The 13,497-nt window shown below is 51.6% G+C and carries 15 protein-coding genes and 1 pseudogene; 13 read left to right on the forward strand and 3 right to left on the reverse strand.

The window, feature by feature from the left end:
- Position 1 precedes the first annotated feature (1 nt).
- The 3 genes from pdhA to P404_RS0110285 are packed head-to-tail and all read right to left on the reverse strand — an operon-like array spanning position 2 to position 2,649.
- Positions 2 to 1,054, reverse strand: coding sequence for a pyruvate dehydrogenase (acetyl-transferring) E1 component subunit alpha (pdhA, locus tag P404_RS0110275; protein WP_026830691.1), 1,053 nt, complete (start codon positions 1,052 to 1,054; stop codon positions 2 to 4).
- A 14-nt stretch (positions 1,055 to 1,068) separates the two neighbouring features.
- Entirely contained in the window at positions 1,069 to 2,211 is a 1,143-nt protein-coding gene (locus P404_RS0110280) for a Glu/Leu/Phe/Val family dehydrogenase (RefSeq protein ID WP_026830692.1), read from the reverse strand.
- Between the two features lie 42 nt (positions 2,212 to 2,253).
- Positions 2,254 to 2,649, reverse strand: coding sequence for a thioesterase family protein (locus P404_RS0110285; protein ID WP_026830693.1), 396 nt, complete (start codon positions 2,647 to 2,649; stop codon positions 2,254 to 2,256).
- A 349-nt stretch (positions 2,650 to 2,998) separates the two neighbouring features.
- On the opposite strand from P404_RS0110285, the pseudogene P404_RS17525 reads away from it, so the two are divergent.
- The 13 genes and pseudogenes from P404_RS17525 to P404_RS0110350 form a co-directional block, all read left to right on the forward strand.
- Positions 2,999 to 3,829: pseudogene (locus tag P404_RS17525) on the forward strand (phenylacetate--CoA ligase family protein); the annotation flags it as partial.
- A gap of 106 nt (positions 3,830 to 3,935) precedes the next feature.
- On the forward strand, positions 3,936 to 4,874 hold the full coding sequence (locus tag P404_RS0110295) for an IS30 family transposase (protein ID WP_026830694.1): 939 nt from the start codon (positions 3,936 to 3,938) through the stop codon (positions 4,872 to 4,874).
- A gap of 58 nt (positions 4,875 to 4,932) precedes the next feature.
- Complete coding sequence (locus tag P404_RS0110300) at positions 4,933 to 5,328, forward strand: phenylacetate--CoA ligase family protein (RefSeq protein WP_026830695.1); 396 nt, start codon at positions 4,933 to 4,935, stop codon at positions 5,326 to 5,328.
- 17 nt (positions 5,329 to 5,345) lie between these two features.
- The gene (gene paaA / locus P404_RS0110305) at positions 5,346 to 6,317 is read left to right on the forward strand and encodes a 1,2-phenylacetyl-CoA epoxidase subunit PaaA (RefSeq protein WP_034774170.1); all 972 of its coding nucleotides are present in this window, start codon (positions 5,346 to 5,348) and stop codon (positions 6,315 to 6,317) included.
- A 13-nt stretch (positions 6,318 to 6,330) separates the two neighbouring features.
- The gene (paaB, locus tag P404_RS0110310) at positions 6,331 to 6,675 is read left to right on the forward strand and encodes a 1,2-phenylacetyl-CoA epoxidase subunit PaaB (protein WP_026830697.1); all 345 of its coding nucleotides are present in this window, start codon (positions 6,331 to 6,333) and stop codon (positions 6,673 to 6,675) included.
- Positions 6,672 to 7,457: a 1,2-phenylacetyl-CoA epoxidase subunit PaaC gene (gene paaC / locus P404_RS0110315; RefSeq protein WP_026830698.1), complete on the forward strand. Its 786-nt coding sequence runs from the start codon at positions 6,672 to 6,674 to the stop codon at positions 7,455 to 7,457. Before paaB ends, paaC begins: the two co-directional genes overlap by 4 nt.
- A gap of 14 nt (positions 7,458 to 7,471) precedes the next feature.
- Complete coding sequence (gene paaD, locus P404_RS0110320) at positions 7,472 to 7,966, forward strand: 1,2-phenylacetyl-CoA epoxidase subunit PaaD (protein ID WP_026830699.1); 495 nt, start codon at positions 7,472 to 7,474, stop codon at positions 7,964 to 7,966.
- A gap of 15 nt (positions 7,967 to 7,981) precedes the next feature.
- A complete protein-coding gene (locus tag P404_RS0110325) occupies positions 7,982 to 8,305 on the forward strand; it encodes an EthD family reductase (RefSeq protein WP_014969405.1) in 324 nt (107 codons plus the stop codon).
- Positions 8,283 to 9,059, forward strand: coding sequence for an enoyl-CoA hydratase/isomerase family protein (locus P404_RS0110330; RefSeq protein WP_026830700.1), 777 nt, complete (start codon positions 8,283 to 8,285; stop codon positions 9,057 to 9,059). The genes P404_RS0110325 and P404_RS0110330 overlap by 23 nt, the downstream gene beginning before the upstream one ends.
- A 14-nt stretch (positions 9,060 to 9,073) precedes the next feature.
- Positions 9,074 to 10,582, forward strand: a complete 1,509-nt coding sequence (locus P404_RS0110335; RefSeq protein ID WP_026830701.1) for an aldehyde dehydrogenase family protein — start codon at positions 9,074 to 9,076, stop codon at positions 10,580 to 10,582.
- A gap of 52 nt (positions 10,583 to 10,634) precedes the next feature.
- Positions 10,635 to 11,507, forward strand: a complete 873-nt coding sequence (locus tag P404_RS0110340) for a 3-hydroxyacyl-CoA dehydrogenase (protein WP_251027403.1) — start codon at positions 10,635 to 10,637, stop codon at positions 11,505 to 11,507.
- The gene (locus P404_RS0110345) at positions 11,504 to 12,712 is read left to right on the forward strand and encodes an acetyl-CoA C-acyltransferase (RefSeq protein WP_026830703.1); all 1,209 of its coding nucleotides are present in this window, start codon (positions 11,504 to 11,506) and stop codon (positions 12,710 to 12,712) included. The genes P404_RS0110340 and P404_RS0110345 overlap by 4 nt, the downstream gene beginning before the upstream one ends.
- Positions 12,709 to 13,479 carry an enoyl-CoA hydratase-related protein gene (locus tag P404_RS0110350; protein WP_026830704.1) on the forward strand — a complete coding sequence of 257 codons (771 nt, stop codon included), beginning with the start codon at positions 12,709 to 12,711 and terminating at the stop codon, positions 13,477 to 13,479. Before P404_RS0110345 ends, P404_RS0110350 begins: the two co-directional genes overlap by 4 nt.
- Positions 13,480 to 13,497 lie beyond the last annotated feature (18 nt).

Consider the following 13,497-nt stretch of genomic DNA (forward strand, 5'->3'; position numbering starts at 1 on the left):
GTCAATTCCCCCTTGCGGTCAGATAATCCGTTTTCTGACGAAGCAAATCGTCAGGTAGTGTTGCGTACGTATGATCAAACAGATCGTTGACGTCAGGAGGCGGGAAGGCTTCCATCGTCTTGACGGCGGCTTCGACCTCTTGTTGATGCCGATTCCGGATCGCTTCGATTTCCTGCTCGTCGTAGAAGCCTTGTTCTTTCATGAAGTCTTCGAGCCGGGTGATCGGGTCAACCCGATCATGGGACCGTTCTTGGTCCCGGTATTTGGATGGATCATCGGCCGTCGTATGGGCACCAAACCGCCACGTGACCGCTTCGATCAGCGTTGGTCCACCACCAGACCGGGCGCGTTCGACGGCTTCCAGCATCGTGAAATAGACGGCGAACACATCATTTCCGTCAATCCGAATACTTGGCATGCCGTACGCCAGAGCTTTTTGGGCAATTGTTTCTGAATGCATCTGTTTCTGGATCGGAACGGAAATCGCATACCCGTTGTTTTGATTAAACAAGATGACCGGGGTCTGGAAGACACTCGCGAAGTTCATCCCTTCATGGAAATCACCTTCAGACGTCGCACCGTCTCCAAAATAGGCGATAGCGACGTGTGTTGTCCCTTTCCGTTTTTCGGCCCAGGCGGCACCAACAGCATGAGGAATCTGTGTGGCAATCGGTACAGCAGGTGGGAAGATATGCAGTTCATCGGTCGGGACGCAGCCTTCGACACGACCATTCCAATATAAGAAGGTTCGGACCATATCCGCACCGAACGTCAACGTCGCACCATGATCACGGTACGTCGGGAAAATCCAGTCCTTGTCCTGCAGTGCATACGCACTGCCGACTTGTGCTGCTTCCTGCCCTTCTAAAGGGGCGTAGGTTCCTAATCGTCCTTGGCGCTGTAAGTTAATGGCCTTACGATCAAACGTCCGGATTCGGTTCATATGTGTGAATAGCGCGAGGCTCAAGTCTTTTGTCAGCAGATCAGTTTTAGATGTATCGATCACGTGTCCCGCATCATCAAGGATCCGGTAAATCGGAAATTCAGTTTCCATCAGTGTCACCTCCATTAGTCGTTACGGATGTTCCATTTCGGTTTGATCGTATTCGTAAAGATGTTGTTATGACGAGAGCGGATTTGAATCCGTTTGTTACACATCCGGTTGGCGGCTTCGAGTGTCGTGATCGATTCCGCATGCGACTCATGGAATACTTCGAGGACGGCATCATAGATATGTTTTGTTTTTAATAAGACACGTTCATGGTTCGCACCGTATAATTCGTCGGCAACTTGAATCAGACCACCGCCGTTGACGATATAATCGGGCGCATATAAAATGCCGCGTTGCTTTAATTCGAGCGCAAGTGCATCATCGGCGAGTTGATTGTTGGCCGATCCGCAGATCGCCTTACACTGGAGCTGTCCGATGTTCGTCGATTGGATGACACCACCATAGGCACAAGGGACAAAGATGTCGGCATCCGTCAGATGAATTTCATGAGCGGAAATGACACGAACCGTTCCAGGTGTTTTTTCCGCTTGCTCGACGAGAGCAGCGAGAACGGATTCGCTCAAATCGGACACGTACAGGTTGGCACCGGCAGACAATAACTGTTCTGCGACTTTATAGCCGACCTTTCCCAGTCCTTGGACAGCGTAACTCGCCCGGCTTAAATCATCTGATCCGTATAACGTTTCGACGGTTGCCCGTAATCCGTAAATGACGCCTTCCGCCGTTGGAATCGATGAATCCCCGCTGCCGCCGAACGCTTCCGGAATCCCAACGATACGTGAAGTTTCCCGGCTGGCATGGACGAAATCGTCCATCGTCGTGCCCATATCCGTCCCGGTGTAGAAACGTCCGCCGAGCGAATCGACGAATCGTCCGAAAGCGCGGAATAATTCCGGCGTCTTATCGGTTGCCGGATTGCCGATGATGACAGCTTTCCCGCCGCCGAAATCGACGTCGGCCGCTGCGCATTTATACGTCATGCCGCGTGATAGCCGCAAGACATCATCGAGTGCTTCGTCGACGGTCGAATATGGTGCCATCCGGCAACCACCGAGGGCGGGGCCGAGTGTCGTATCATGAATGGCGATGATCGCCTGCAAACCGGAAATCGGATCGTTACAAAAAACGACCTGTTCGTGACCAGAAATCTTTTCCATGATTGATGGTGATGGATCCGTGGATGGGTTCAACATGTTCATAAAACATCCTCCTGACTTTAGTAAGCGCTTTCATTTTACTCTTTAGAAAACACGCGGCGTCAACTTTTCCTGAATCAGCTGCTTATTTAAGATGATTTGTTTGACTTCACCAAGACCGATGACACGATCGCCGTGTCTGACTTCGACTTTTGCCAAGACGCGGTCGGGTGTAAGTTCGATGACGATGGCTTCGATGCGGATATTTGATCCAAGTGTCGCCATTCCTAAATGTTTCAAGGAAACGGCACCACCGACTCCTTCTTCCTGTTCTTCCAGGTAGGGGAGGATGAGTTTTCGAGCCGCCCATTCCATATGATAGACCATCGAGACGGTTGAATAGGCCGGATGGACAACCACACCTTCAAACTGAGCGAACATTTCTTCTGTGACGATCGCCTCGATGACAGCAGAGTCGCCGAGCGACAAACCGTTTTTCATATCGTTTCCCCCTTGCCTGTGACCACAGCTGGTCTTACCAAAAATAGTATAACACTTGTCACACGATATTTTATCAATCAGTTACGAAATGAGCAAACATTTTCAGGAATATTTTCCAAAAAGAAATATCATTTTCTGACTTTCTTTATAAGAAAGGTCTTTATTCAGACTTTTGATAGAAATAAGGACCAGTATCAAGAAAGTTGGGAGCTTTTAACAAAATGAAGGATTGACAACATTGTGAACGTATCGTAGTTTAATGGTATAACCATTTTAAAACGGACGTTTATTTATTGTGTTATATAGACGCGGGAAGGGGTGCCACTTGTATAACGAAATCCTGGAAACGATGGAAGCGGAAGAACGATTCCGCTTACAGCTGACAAGTCTACGAGAGACCGTTCGTCATGTGATGGAACATGTTCCGTTTTATCACACCCGCTTCATGGAACGGGGACTTGATGCCGAAGCATTGCACACGATGGCGGATATTCAAAAGTTACCGTTCACATACAAAAGTGATTTGCGGGAACAGTATCCGTTTGGCTTGTTTGCGGTTCCGCCACAGGAAGCGGTCCGGATCCATGCCTCATCCGGAACAAGCGGAAAACCAACCGTCGTCGGTTATACCCAAAGTGACCTGGATGATTGGTCGACAGCTGTCGCACGTGGTCTGATCGCAATCGGCGCGCAAAAAACCGACTTGTTGCACAATGCTTACGGATACGGCTTATTCACCGGCGGACTGGGTCTGCACAGCGGAGCCGAACAACTCGGCATGACGATTGTCCCCGTGTCCGGTGGCAATACGGACCGGCAGATCACATTGATTGAAGACTTTCAGCCGCGGGGAATTTGCGGAACACCTTCTTATATGTTGCATCTCGCGGAACGTATGGAAGAAAAGGGTCTAAATCCGAAGACGAGCAGCCTGCAGTACGGGATTTTCGGAGCCGAGCCGTGGTCGGAAGAATTACGGCAAACCCTCGAAAACAAGTGGGGGATCCGGGCTTTTGACATCTACGGTCTCAGCGAAATCATGGGGCCCGGTGTCGCGATGGAGTGTCAGGAACAGGACGGATTGCATCTGATGGATGATTTGTTCATCACAGAAGTCATTGATCCCGTGACGGGGGAACCGATGCCGGAAGGACAAGTCGGGGAACTCGTTTTTACAAGTGACGAATTGTAATATTAAGTGCAACACCTAGCTGAAAACACAAAAAAACCCATAACGACCTCGTGTAGAATAGAGTTACCACACAAAATTCAACGGAGGATTCGTTATGAGCTATGTTCATCTTACCACATCAGAAAGAGTCAAAATAGAGACGTATCTCGAGCTAGGTTTCTCTGTCCGAAAGATTGCTGGACGCCTGGGGCGTCAACCTTCTACGATTTCACGAGAATTGAAACGAAATCCTCACTATGATTCTTCCCATGCCGACCAGCGTTATGTGGAGCGAAAAAAGAAGTGCGGTGCACGGACGAAGTTTACGCTCGAAAAAGGAGTCCGCATCCTCGAAAAGTTACGGGAGACGTGGTCCCCTGAACAGATTGCCGGACGATTATTCCAAGAAGAAGGACTTTCGTTCAAGACAATTTATCGTTGGATTTATATGGGCCTCGTCGAGGCCGATTCTGGACTCCTTCGACAAAAGGGAAAGCGTCAGAAACCACGTGAGACGCGTGGACGCTTTAACGTCGGACTGCCAATCAGTAAACGTCCGTCTGACGTCAAAGGGCGCCAAACGTTCGGACATTGGGAGCTTGATACTGTTGTCTCGTGTAGAGGGAAATCCAAAGCCTGTGTCGCAACGTTCGTCGAGCGAAAGAGCCGTTTTTATCTCGCTGTACCGATGGAAGATCGGTCCGCTCAATCGATGGAGTCTGCGATTCAAGCATTGCATCTTTACTTCCCGTTGGGAACGTTCCAAACTGCGACGACAGATCGTGGAAAAGAGTTTAGCTGTCATGAACGAATTCGTGACACGTTAGGCGTACCGATGTATTTTGCGGATCCGTATTCTTCTTGGCAGCGTGGGAGTAACGAGAACGCCAATGGTCTTCTCCGTGAATTTTTCCCGAAGGGGACAGATTTCGGAAAGGTCAGTCGTTCTGAACTCGCTCAAGCGCTCGCCTGGATCAATGGGAGACCGCGAAAATGTCTCAACTGGAAAACTGCATACGAGGTCTTCACGGAAGAAGTGTTGCACTTAATTTGACAAACCGTCAAGTTTAAAAAAGAAAGCGCTTCCAATCATCCGGTATCGTACCGGAGACTTGGCATCCGTCACAACAAAAGTATGTGCCTGCGGTCGGACGACGACCCGGATGTCGCGGGTCAAAGGGCGAACGGACGACATGATGATCATCCGTGGTGTCAATGTCTTTCCGTCTGAGATTGAACGGGTCCTGCTGCAACAACCGGGTGTCACACCGCATTATCAAATTCACCGGATTCAACGGGCCGGTCTCGATGCATTGGAACTGCACATCGAACTCGAAACGGGGACAGTTGCTGAAGATCTGAAACGGATCATCTGCCATGCCATGAAAACCGAATGTCTGATCTCGGTTGATCTCGTTTGTCATCCGCCATACGGTCTTCCACGTTCTGAAGGCAAAGCTGTCCGCATCATCGACCGTCGCACAGCGTCTGAGAAGAAGTTTGTTTAAGCAGAGGAGGAAATGAAATGTACGATGCGACGCATCTTTTTGAACCACCGGTCATGACCGAAGAAGAAAAATTGGAACATTTTAAAGAACGGATCGAAAACGGGGAAAAAATCGAAGCTGACGACTGGATGCCTGATTTTTACCGCGACACGCTGATCAAATTGATTTCGATGCACGGAATCAGTGAAATCATGGGCGCTTTACCGGAAAAAGAGTGGGTACCCAAAGCCCCGTCCTTACGCCGGAAGCTCGGCATCATGGCAAAAGTCCAGGATGAGATGGGGCACGGTCAACTCCTGCTGCGGGTCGTCGAGGACTTGATGAAACCGTACGGAAAAACGCGGGCCGACTTGATGGACGATTTGTTTACGGGACGTCTCAAATTCCATAACGTCTTCCACATGCCGACCCGTTCGTGGGCAGATGCCGGGACGATCGGCTGGCTCGTCGACGGAGCAGCAATCATTACCCAGACGAACATGCTCGGGGCGTCCTACGGTCCTTATGCCCGGGCGTTGCAACGGATTTGTGCAGAAGAAGTGTTCCATGCCCAGCATGGTGAATCGATCATCATGGCATTGGCTGAAGGGACACCGGCACAAAAAGCGATGATTCAGGAATCCCTCGATGAGTGGTGGGAATCCCTGTTGATGTTCTTCGGACCGGCGACAAAAGAGACGACCGGGACGTCAAAACAAGACGTGACGATTGCTTATAAAATCCGGACGAAGACGAACGAAGAGCTGCGTCAAAATTTCTTTACGAAATATGTTCCCCGGATCCGTTCGCTTGGTCTTGTCATTCCGGATCCGACATTACGGTTTGATGAGGAAACCGGACAATGGATTTACGCCCAGCCGGACTGGACGGAATTCAAGAAAATCATTCAAGGCGGCGGTCCCCGTTCGAAGGAGCGACTCGCCTTACGTCAAACTTCGTATCAAAACAATGCGTGGGTGCGCGAGGCACTTGCTGAGACGATCGGCTGAAGGAGGAAAGACCATGACGGAAACGTTTTATCAAGAGTTCGAGATTTTCAGTAAACGGACGCCGAATGCTGCCTTTACGCATCAGTTCAGTCTACTGGCACCGAATAAAGAGATGGCCTTAATGATGGCGCAGGAAAACTTCATGCGGCGCGAACCGGTCGTCGACATCTGGGTCGTTAAACGGGAAGATATCCGGGGAATGACGCCGGATGAAAAGCAGATGCTGCAACGGCTGGATAACAAAGATTACCGGACGACGAAAGGGTACGGCTATCTGAAGAAAAAATGGCGGCATTATGAACAGCAGATGCTCGACGAAAAAGAAATCATGTCCTGGCAAGGAGGCGATTCCAAATGACGGAAGCAGAACGTTTGGCGTTGGCCTCACTGCTTTATCAATTAGCAGATGATGACTTTTTATACGCCTACCGCGGATCGGAATGGTTGGGACTCGCTCCGCATATCGAAGAAGATGTTGCGTCGTCCTCGATTGCCCAGGATTCGATGGGGCATGCAGCGATGTACTACCAATTGCTCGAAGAAATCGGTGAAGGAAAGGCTGATGCTTTGGCGCACGTGCGGCTCGCACATGAACGGAAAAATTCGGTCCTCGTCGAACGGGTCAACGGACCGGGATATTATATGGAGAATCCGGAATATGACTGGGCGTATGCCGTCGTCCGCAATTATTGTTATACGCTTGCGAAAAAGGTGCGGATCGATTCGTTGAAAAAAAGCAGTTATGCGCCGCTCGCAGCACTCGCCGTCAAGATCAACATGGAGTTGTATTATCATTTGTTGCACTGGCAGACGTGGTTCACCCAGCTGTATCAATCAACCGAAACCGCCCGTCAAAAAATGGACGCCGCCCTTGAACGGGTATTGGCTGACTTCGGTGATCTGTTTGATTACGGGGAAGCGACACAGCTGATTGACGAGATGCAGCTCATGGAAGATCAGGGAGTGTTGCTTGACCGCTGGTATCAGGCATTGACACCGGTCCTCGTCGATTTAAACGTCACGTTGCCGGAAATGAACATGACCTACAACGGACGAAACGGGGAGCACTCGCCTGATTTGAACGATGCCTTATCGACGCTCGGGGAAGTCTATCTGCTCGATCAGTCGGCTGTATGGTGAAGGAGGAAGGGCAGATGACGATCTTGCTGGAGCAAGAAATCCGGGACGCGCTAGATACGGTCAAGGACCCTGAAATCGATGCCGTCAGTATTCTGGATCTCGGGATGTTCGAAGCGATGGAGTGGACGGAGACAGCTGTCGGATACGATGTCCGGATTACACTGCTGCCGACATTTTTAGGATGTCCGGCGCTTGAGATCATTCAAAAAAATACGGAATCCGCGTTGTTGCAAGTACCTCGGGTCAATACGGTGAAAGTCGTCTTCCTGTTTGATCCGCCTTGGACATCGGACCGGATTACGGAACAAGGGATTGCCGGTCTGAAGTCCTTCGGGATTGCCCCGCCGCGAGTCGTCGACGGAAAGTGGGAAATCGACTGTCCGTACTGCGGATCGACGTTCGTTTCGATTGAAAACCTGTTTGGTCCGACGGCTTGCCGGAGTATTTTATATTGTAAATCATGCAAAAATCCATTCGAGGCGATGAAACCCGTCTCTACTCTCATGTGAAGGAAGGTAATCATTATGGTAAAACTAATCGCGCTTTATACACATCCGGAAAACAAGGAACAGTTTGACGAGCATTACTTCAACGTCCACGGTCCACTGACGGCAAAGATTCCCGGTCTGCAACAGATGACGGTCACGAAAATCGTCGGTTCACCGATGGGCGGAGACGGTAAATATTATCTGATGTGCGAAATGGTCTACGAAAGTCCTGAAACGATGAAAGCCGGCATGCGTTCGCTCGAAGGAAAAGCGTCGGGTAAAGACTTGATGGGCTTTGCGGGAGATCTCGTGACGTTAATGATTGGTGAGGAAGTCCATGCTGACGCCACAGTACGTTAAGACGAGTATCGAGGAGCGAATCGGCCGGATTCGACTGAATCGGCCGGAACGTTACAATGCCCTGAACCGGACGATGATCCGGGAAATCGTCGAAGCGATGGAACAATTCGATCAGGATGAGGCGGTCGCCGTCATCGTCCTGGACGGTGAAGGAAAGTCCTTTTCCGCCGGAGCCGACATCGAGGAGATGCTCGACGCGACACCGATTTCCATGGAACTGCTGGATCCGTTTGCTGATTGGGACCGGATCAGCCGGCTGCATAAACCGCTGATTGCGGCTGTCCACGGATTTGTGCTCGGCGGCGGTTTTGAACTGGCACTGGCCTGTGACTTGATTTATGCGACACCCGAGACGCAGTTCGGTTTTCCGGAAGTCGGACTCGGCGTCATGCCGGGAGCCGGCGGAACCCAACGACTGACGAACCGGATCGGTCGGACGCGGGCCCTTGAATGGTTGTGGACGGGCGACCGGATGTCGGCGTCGGAAGCAAATCATCTCGGAATCATCAACCGGATCGTGGAAGCGGACCAACTCGAAGCAAACGTTTTGGCGGTTGCCGGACGGATTGCGGCACAACCTATGATGTCCGTGCGACTGATCAAAGATGCCGTCGATAAGGCAGGCGATCTGTCACTGCAGGACGGCATGGACCATGAAAGAAGAAATTTCTACTTACTATTCGGCACGAGTGATCAGACGGAAGGGATGCAAGCCTTCCTCGACAAACGTCAACCGACATTCAAAGGAAACTAAAAGGAGTGGAAGCTATGTCAACGGTACATGAAAAAACAATCGAGATGAAACGTTCCGTTTATCATCTGGTCATCAACGGCGAGCAAGTCGAAGGGGCAACAGGGGAGACATTCAAGACCTATAATCCGGCAACGGGCGAAGTCATCGCGGAAGTCGCGAAAGCTTCAAAAGCTGATGCCGATCGTGCCGTACAGGCGGCACGGGAAGCGTTTGATCACGGGAAGTGGAAAATGTGGCCGGTCGGTCGCCGGTCGCAAGTTCTGAATAAAATTGCCGGCATCATGCGTTCACGTTTCAATGAGCTCGTGGAACTCGAGATTCTTGATACCGGGAAATCCCTCGCGGCAGCGCAAGGGCAAATCACGCAAGCGATTGAAGACTTTGAATTTTATGCCGGAGCCATCGTCGGTCACCGCGGTGCCGTCAATAACGTGCCGGGGCAATTCCATAACTACACGGAAAAAGAACCGGTCGGTGTCTGCGCCCAAATCATTCCGTGGAACTATCCGTTGATGATGGCGGCATGGAAAGTCGCACCGGCGATCGCCGTCGGTTGTTCGGTGGTCGTTAAACCGGCAACGCTGACGCCGTTGACAGCAATCATCCTCGGCGAAATTTGTCTCGAAGCCGGTGTACCGGCGGGAGTCGTCAACGTCATTCCGGGATCAGGCCGCGAAATCGGCAACCACTTGGTCGAACACCCGAATGTGGATAAAGTTGCTTTTACCGGTTCAACACCGGTCGGAAAAGACATCATGGGTCGGGCATCGGAAAGCTTAAAACGCGTCACACTCGAACTCGGCGGCAAATCACCGAACCTCGTGTTTGAGGATGCCGATATCACGGCAGCTGTCGATGGTTCGCTGTTCGGTATCTTCTACAACAGCGGCCAGTCGTGTGAAGCCCGGTCCCGCCTGTACGTCCACGAAGACATTTACGAAACGTTCATGGAACAGTTTGTCGCGAAGACGAAACAATTGGTGCTCGGGAATCCGTTTGACAAAGGGACACACGTCGGGGCGATCATCGACCAACAACAGCTCGATGTCATCGATGGCTATGTCCAATCGGCGAAAGCGGACGGAGCAACGATTTTGACTGGGGGTCAAGTCGAGAAAGTGGCTGGTTTTGAAGAAGGTTTCTGGTATGCGCCGACCATCATTGCCGATGTCACACACGAGATGAAAGCCGTCCAGGAAGAAATCTTCGGACCGGTCGTCGTCGTGATGAAGTTCAAGGATGAAAAAGAAGCGGTCCGTCTCGCAAACGATACGGAATTCGGACTCGGGTCAGCAATTTGGACAAAAGACGGGGCACGGGCGACGCGGATTGCGAATCAAATCAAAGCCGGTATCGTCATGATCAACTGTCCGTTCTCGGCCTTCCCGGGCACACCGTTCGGCGGCTACAAACAATCTGGTTTCGGACGCGAACTGTGTATCGAGACACTGGATTTATATACGGAAACGAAAAGTATCCTGTCGTATTACGGCAGTCGTCCACTTAATCCGTTCGGACTGTAAAACCAAGCGTGCGGACGTTCGTCCGCACGCTTTTTTAAAGGGGGAAAATCAGATGATAGTTCAACAGATGGTGGTCGTAGGGTCAGGTGTCATGGGAAGAGGGATTGCGTACGTGGCAGCAGCAAGCGGATTTGATGTGACGTTAGTCGACGTCGAACAAAAGCTGTTGACGTCCGCGCAACAGGAATTAGAAACGATTGCCGATAAAGCCATCATCCGCGGGAAAATGACGACGGAAGAAGTCGAACAGCTGTTCAGCCGTTTGAGTTATGCAACGGATTTAAAGGAGTCTGTCAAAGGCGCAAATCTTGTAATTGAGGCTGTCCCGGAACGACTCGACATCAAACGGACTGTGTTTGAGACGCTCGATCAGTATGCGCCGGCTGGTTGTATTTTTGCGACCAATACGTCGACGATGAGTCCGACCGAGATTGCGTCTTTCACGAAACGTCCGGAACGGGTCATGGCGATGCATTTCTTTAATCCGGTGCACCGGATGCCGCTCGTCGAACTGGCACAGGGGCTTGAAACGTCGGACGAAACGGTCATGATCTGTGAAACCGTCGCTCAACAAATGGGGAAAGAGACCGTCGTCATCCAAGAATTCCCCGGATTCGTCACGTCACGAATCAGTGCACTCGTCGGCAACGAAGCGTTTTATATGTTGCAGGAAGGACTCGGAACACCGGAAGAGATTGATAAAGCAATTAAGCTCGGACTGAATTATCCGATGGGACCGTTTGAACTCGGCGATCTTGTCGGACTCGACACCCGCTTGAACAATCTACGGTATCTGCATGAAAAACTGGGTGAAAAATACCGTCCGGCACCACTGCTCGAACAGTATGTCAAAGCAGGACGCCTCGGACGGAAAACCGGGCGCGGAGTCTACGATTATTCGGACAGCGGGGTGAAGACACGATGAGACGTGTCGCCATCATTGATGCCGTCCGTACACCGATTGGCCGGTATAACGGAGTTTTGAAAGACGTCCGTCCGGATGATTTAGGAGCTTGTGTCATCAAAGCATTGATTGATCGCAATCCGGAGGTGGATCCGGTCCGAATCGAAGAAGTGATTTTCGGAAATGCCAATCAGGCAGGGGAGGACAACCGGAATGTCGCCCGGATGTCCGGTTTGCTTGCAGGTCTGCCGGTCGAAGTTGCTGGGACAACCGTCAACCGGCTCTGTGGTTCCGGACTCGATGCTGTCATCGCAGCAGCCCGGGCGATCGCAATGAACGAAGGGGACATCTACATTGCCGGCGGAACGGAAAGTATGACCCGGGCACCGCTCGTCATGGCAAAGACGGAAACAGGCTTTGCCCGCGGGAACACGACGATCTATGACACGACGATCGGCTGGCGCTTCGTTAATGAAAAACTGAATGCCAAGTACGGAACAGACTCGATGCCGGAGACGGCGGAACACGTCGCAACCCGGTACGGGATTTCTCGGGAAGAACAGGATGATTTTGCCTATTTAAGTCAGCAACGGGCCAAACAGGCGATGGTGACACAACGTTTTCAAACAGAACTTGTGCCGGTGCAGTATATGACACGCAAAGGACAGGTCGTCGAAGTGAATACGGACGAACATCCACGTCCCGACACGAGCCGTGAAAAGCTCGGAACACTCAAAAGCCTGTTTCCCAATGGCACCGTCACGGCAGGGAATGCTTCCGGTGTCAATGACGGAGCAGCCGCCCTGTTGTTGATGAGCGAAGAAACGGCGGAACGTCTTGGTCTGACGCCGCTTGCCTATTACCGGGCCAGTGCCGTCGCCGGTGTCGAACCCGCCGTCATGGGAATCGGACCGGTCGATGCGACCCGTAAAGCGCTGAAACGGGCGGGATTGACGATTGAGCAACTGGATTTGATTGAACTCAACGAAGCCTTTGCGGCGCAAAGTGTCGCCTGTATGCAAGAACTTGGATTACCGCCGGAAAAAGTCAACGTCAACGGAGGAGCGATTGCATTTGGTCATCCGCTTGGTGCCAGCGGGGCACGGATTTTAACGACGCTTTTACACGAGATGTGCCGAACGAACCAGACATATGGTCTGGCGACGATGTGTGTCGGCGTCGGACAGGGTATCGCCTTGATCGTCGAACGGGAGGGACTTGTATGATCCACTTTGAACAAACAGGACACATTGGCTTGATTCGAATTGACCGGCCGGAACGAATGAACTGCTTTGACTATCCGACACTGGTTGAACTGCAACGGCTGGTCGATATGGTCCGTGTCAATCCGGTGATTCGTGTTGTCCTGTTCACAGGGACGGGGAAAGCCTTTAGCGCAGGAGCCGACTTAAAGGAACGGATGACCTTGACGGAAACGGAAGTCCGGCGAAACGTCGTCGCGATCCGTGACGTTTTTTCAAGTATCGCCGGCCTACCTCAACCGACGATTGCCGCCGTCAACGGACATGCACTTGGTGGTGGGTTCGAGTGGATGCTCGCGTGTGATTTCCGGATCATCGTCAAAGGGGCACTGGTCGGATTGACGGAAACGAGTTTCGGCATCATTCCCGGTGCCGGTGGGACACAACGGTTGCCGCGGTTGATTGGAGAGACACGAGCGAAGGAATTGATTTTCACCGCTAAAAAGATTGATGCCGAAACCGCTGAACGGTACGGAATCGTATCACGGGTCGTCTCGACGGTGGAAGAACTGATGGAGGTCTGTCTCGCCTTCGCTAACGAGATGTTGAAAAACGGACCGGTCGCCATCCGTCAGGCGAAACAGGCGATTGATCACGGACTTGATCACACGCTTGCCGAAGGATTAAAAATTGAGACCAATGCCTACGAAGTGGTCATCCCGACCGAAGACCGGCTGGAGGCTTTACAAGCCTTTGCTGAAAAACGAACGGCGCAGTTTCAAGGCAAATGAGGATGGTCGCGCTCTGAA

This window comes from Exiguobacterium antarcticum DSM 14480, assembly GCF_000685865.1.
GTDB classification, from domain to species: Bacteria; Bacillota; Bacilli; order Exiguobacteriales; family Exiguobacteriaceae; genus Exiguobacterium_A; species Exiguobacterium_A antarcticum.

Coding starts and splice junctions, on each gene's coding strand:
- pdhA (WP_026830691.1), bottom strand. CDS start 1,054: ATGGAAACTGAATTTCCGATTTACCGGATCCTTGATGATGCGGGACAC.
- P404_RS0110280 (WP_026830692.1), bottom strand. CDS start 2,211: ATGAACATGTTGAACCCATCCACGGATCCATCACCATCAATCATGGAA.
- P404_RS0110285 (WP_026830693.1), bottom strand. CDS start 2,649: ATGAAAAACGGTTTGTCGCTCGGCGACTCTGCTGTCATCGAGGCGATC.
- P404_RS0110295 (WP_026830694.1), top strand. CDS start 3,936: ATGAGCTATGTTCATCTTACCACATCAGAAAGAGTCAAAATAGAGACG.
- paaA (WP_034774170.1), top strand. CDS start 5,346: ATGTACGATGCGACGCATCTTTTTGAACCACCGGTCATGACCGAAGAA.
- paaB (WP_026830697.1), top strand. CDS start 6,331: ATGACGGAAACGTTTTATCAAGAGTTCGAGATTTTCAGTAAACGGACG.
- paaC (WP_026830698.1), top strand. CDS start 6,672: ATGACGGAAGCAGAACGTTTGGCGTTGGCCTCACTGCTTTATCAATTA.
- paaD (WP_026830699.1), top strand. CDS start 7,472: ATGACGATCTTGCTGGAGCAAGAAATCCGGGACGCGCTAGATACGGTC.
- P404_RS0110325 (WP_014969405.1), top strand. CDS start 7,982: ATGGTAAAACTAATCGCGCTTTATACACATCCGGAAAACAAGGAACAG.
- P404_RS0110330 (WP_026830700.1), top strand. CDS start 8,283: ATGCTGACGCCACAGTACGTTAAGACGAGTATCGAGGAGCGAATCGGC.
- P404_RS0110335 (WP_026830701.1), top strand. CDS start 9,074: ATGTCAACGGTACATGAAAAAACAATCGAGATGAAACGTTCCGTTTAT.
- P404_RS0110340 (WP_251027403.1), top strand. CDS start 10,635: ATGATAGTTCAACAGATGGTGGTCGTAGGGTCAGGTGTCATGGGAAGA.
- P404_RS0110345 (WP_026830703.1), top strand. CDS start 11,504: ATGAGACGTGTCGCCATCATTGATGCCGTCCGTACACCGATTGGCCGG.
- P404_RS0110350 (WP_026830704.1), top strand. CDS start 12,709: ATGATCCACTTTGAACAAACAGGACACATTGGCTTGATTCGAATTGAC.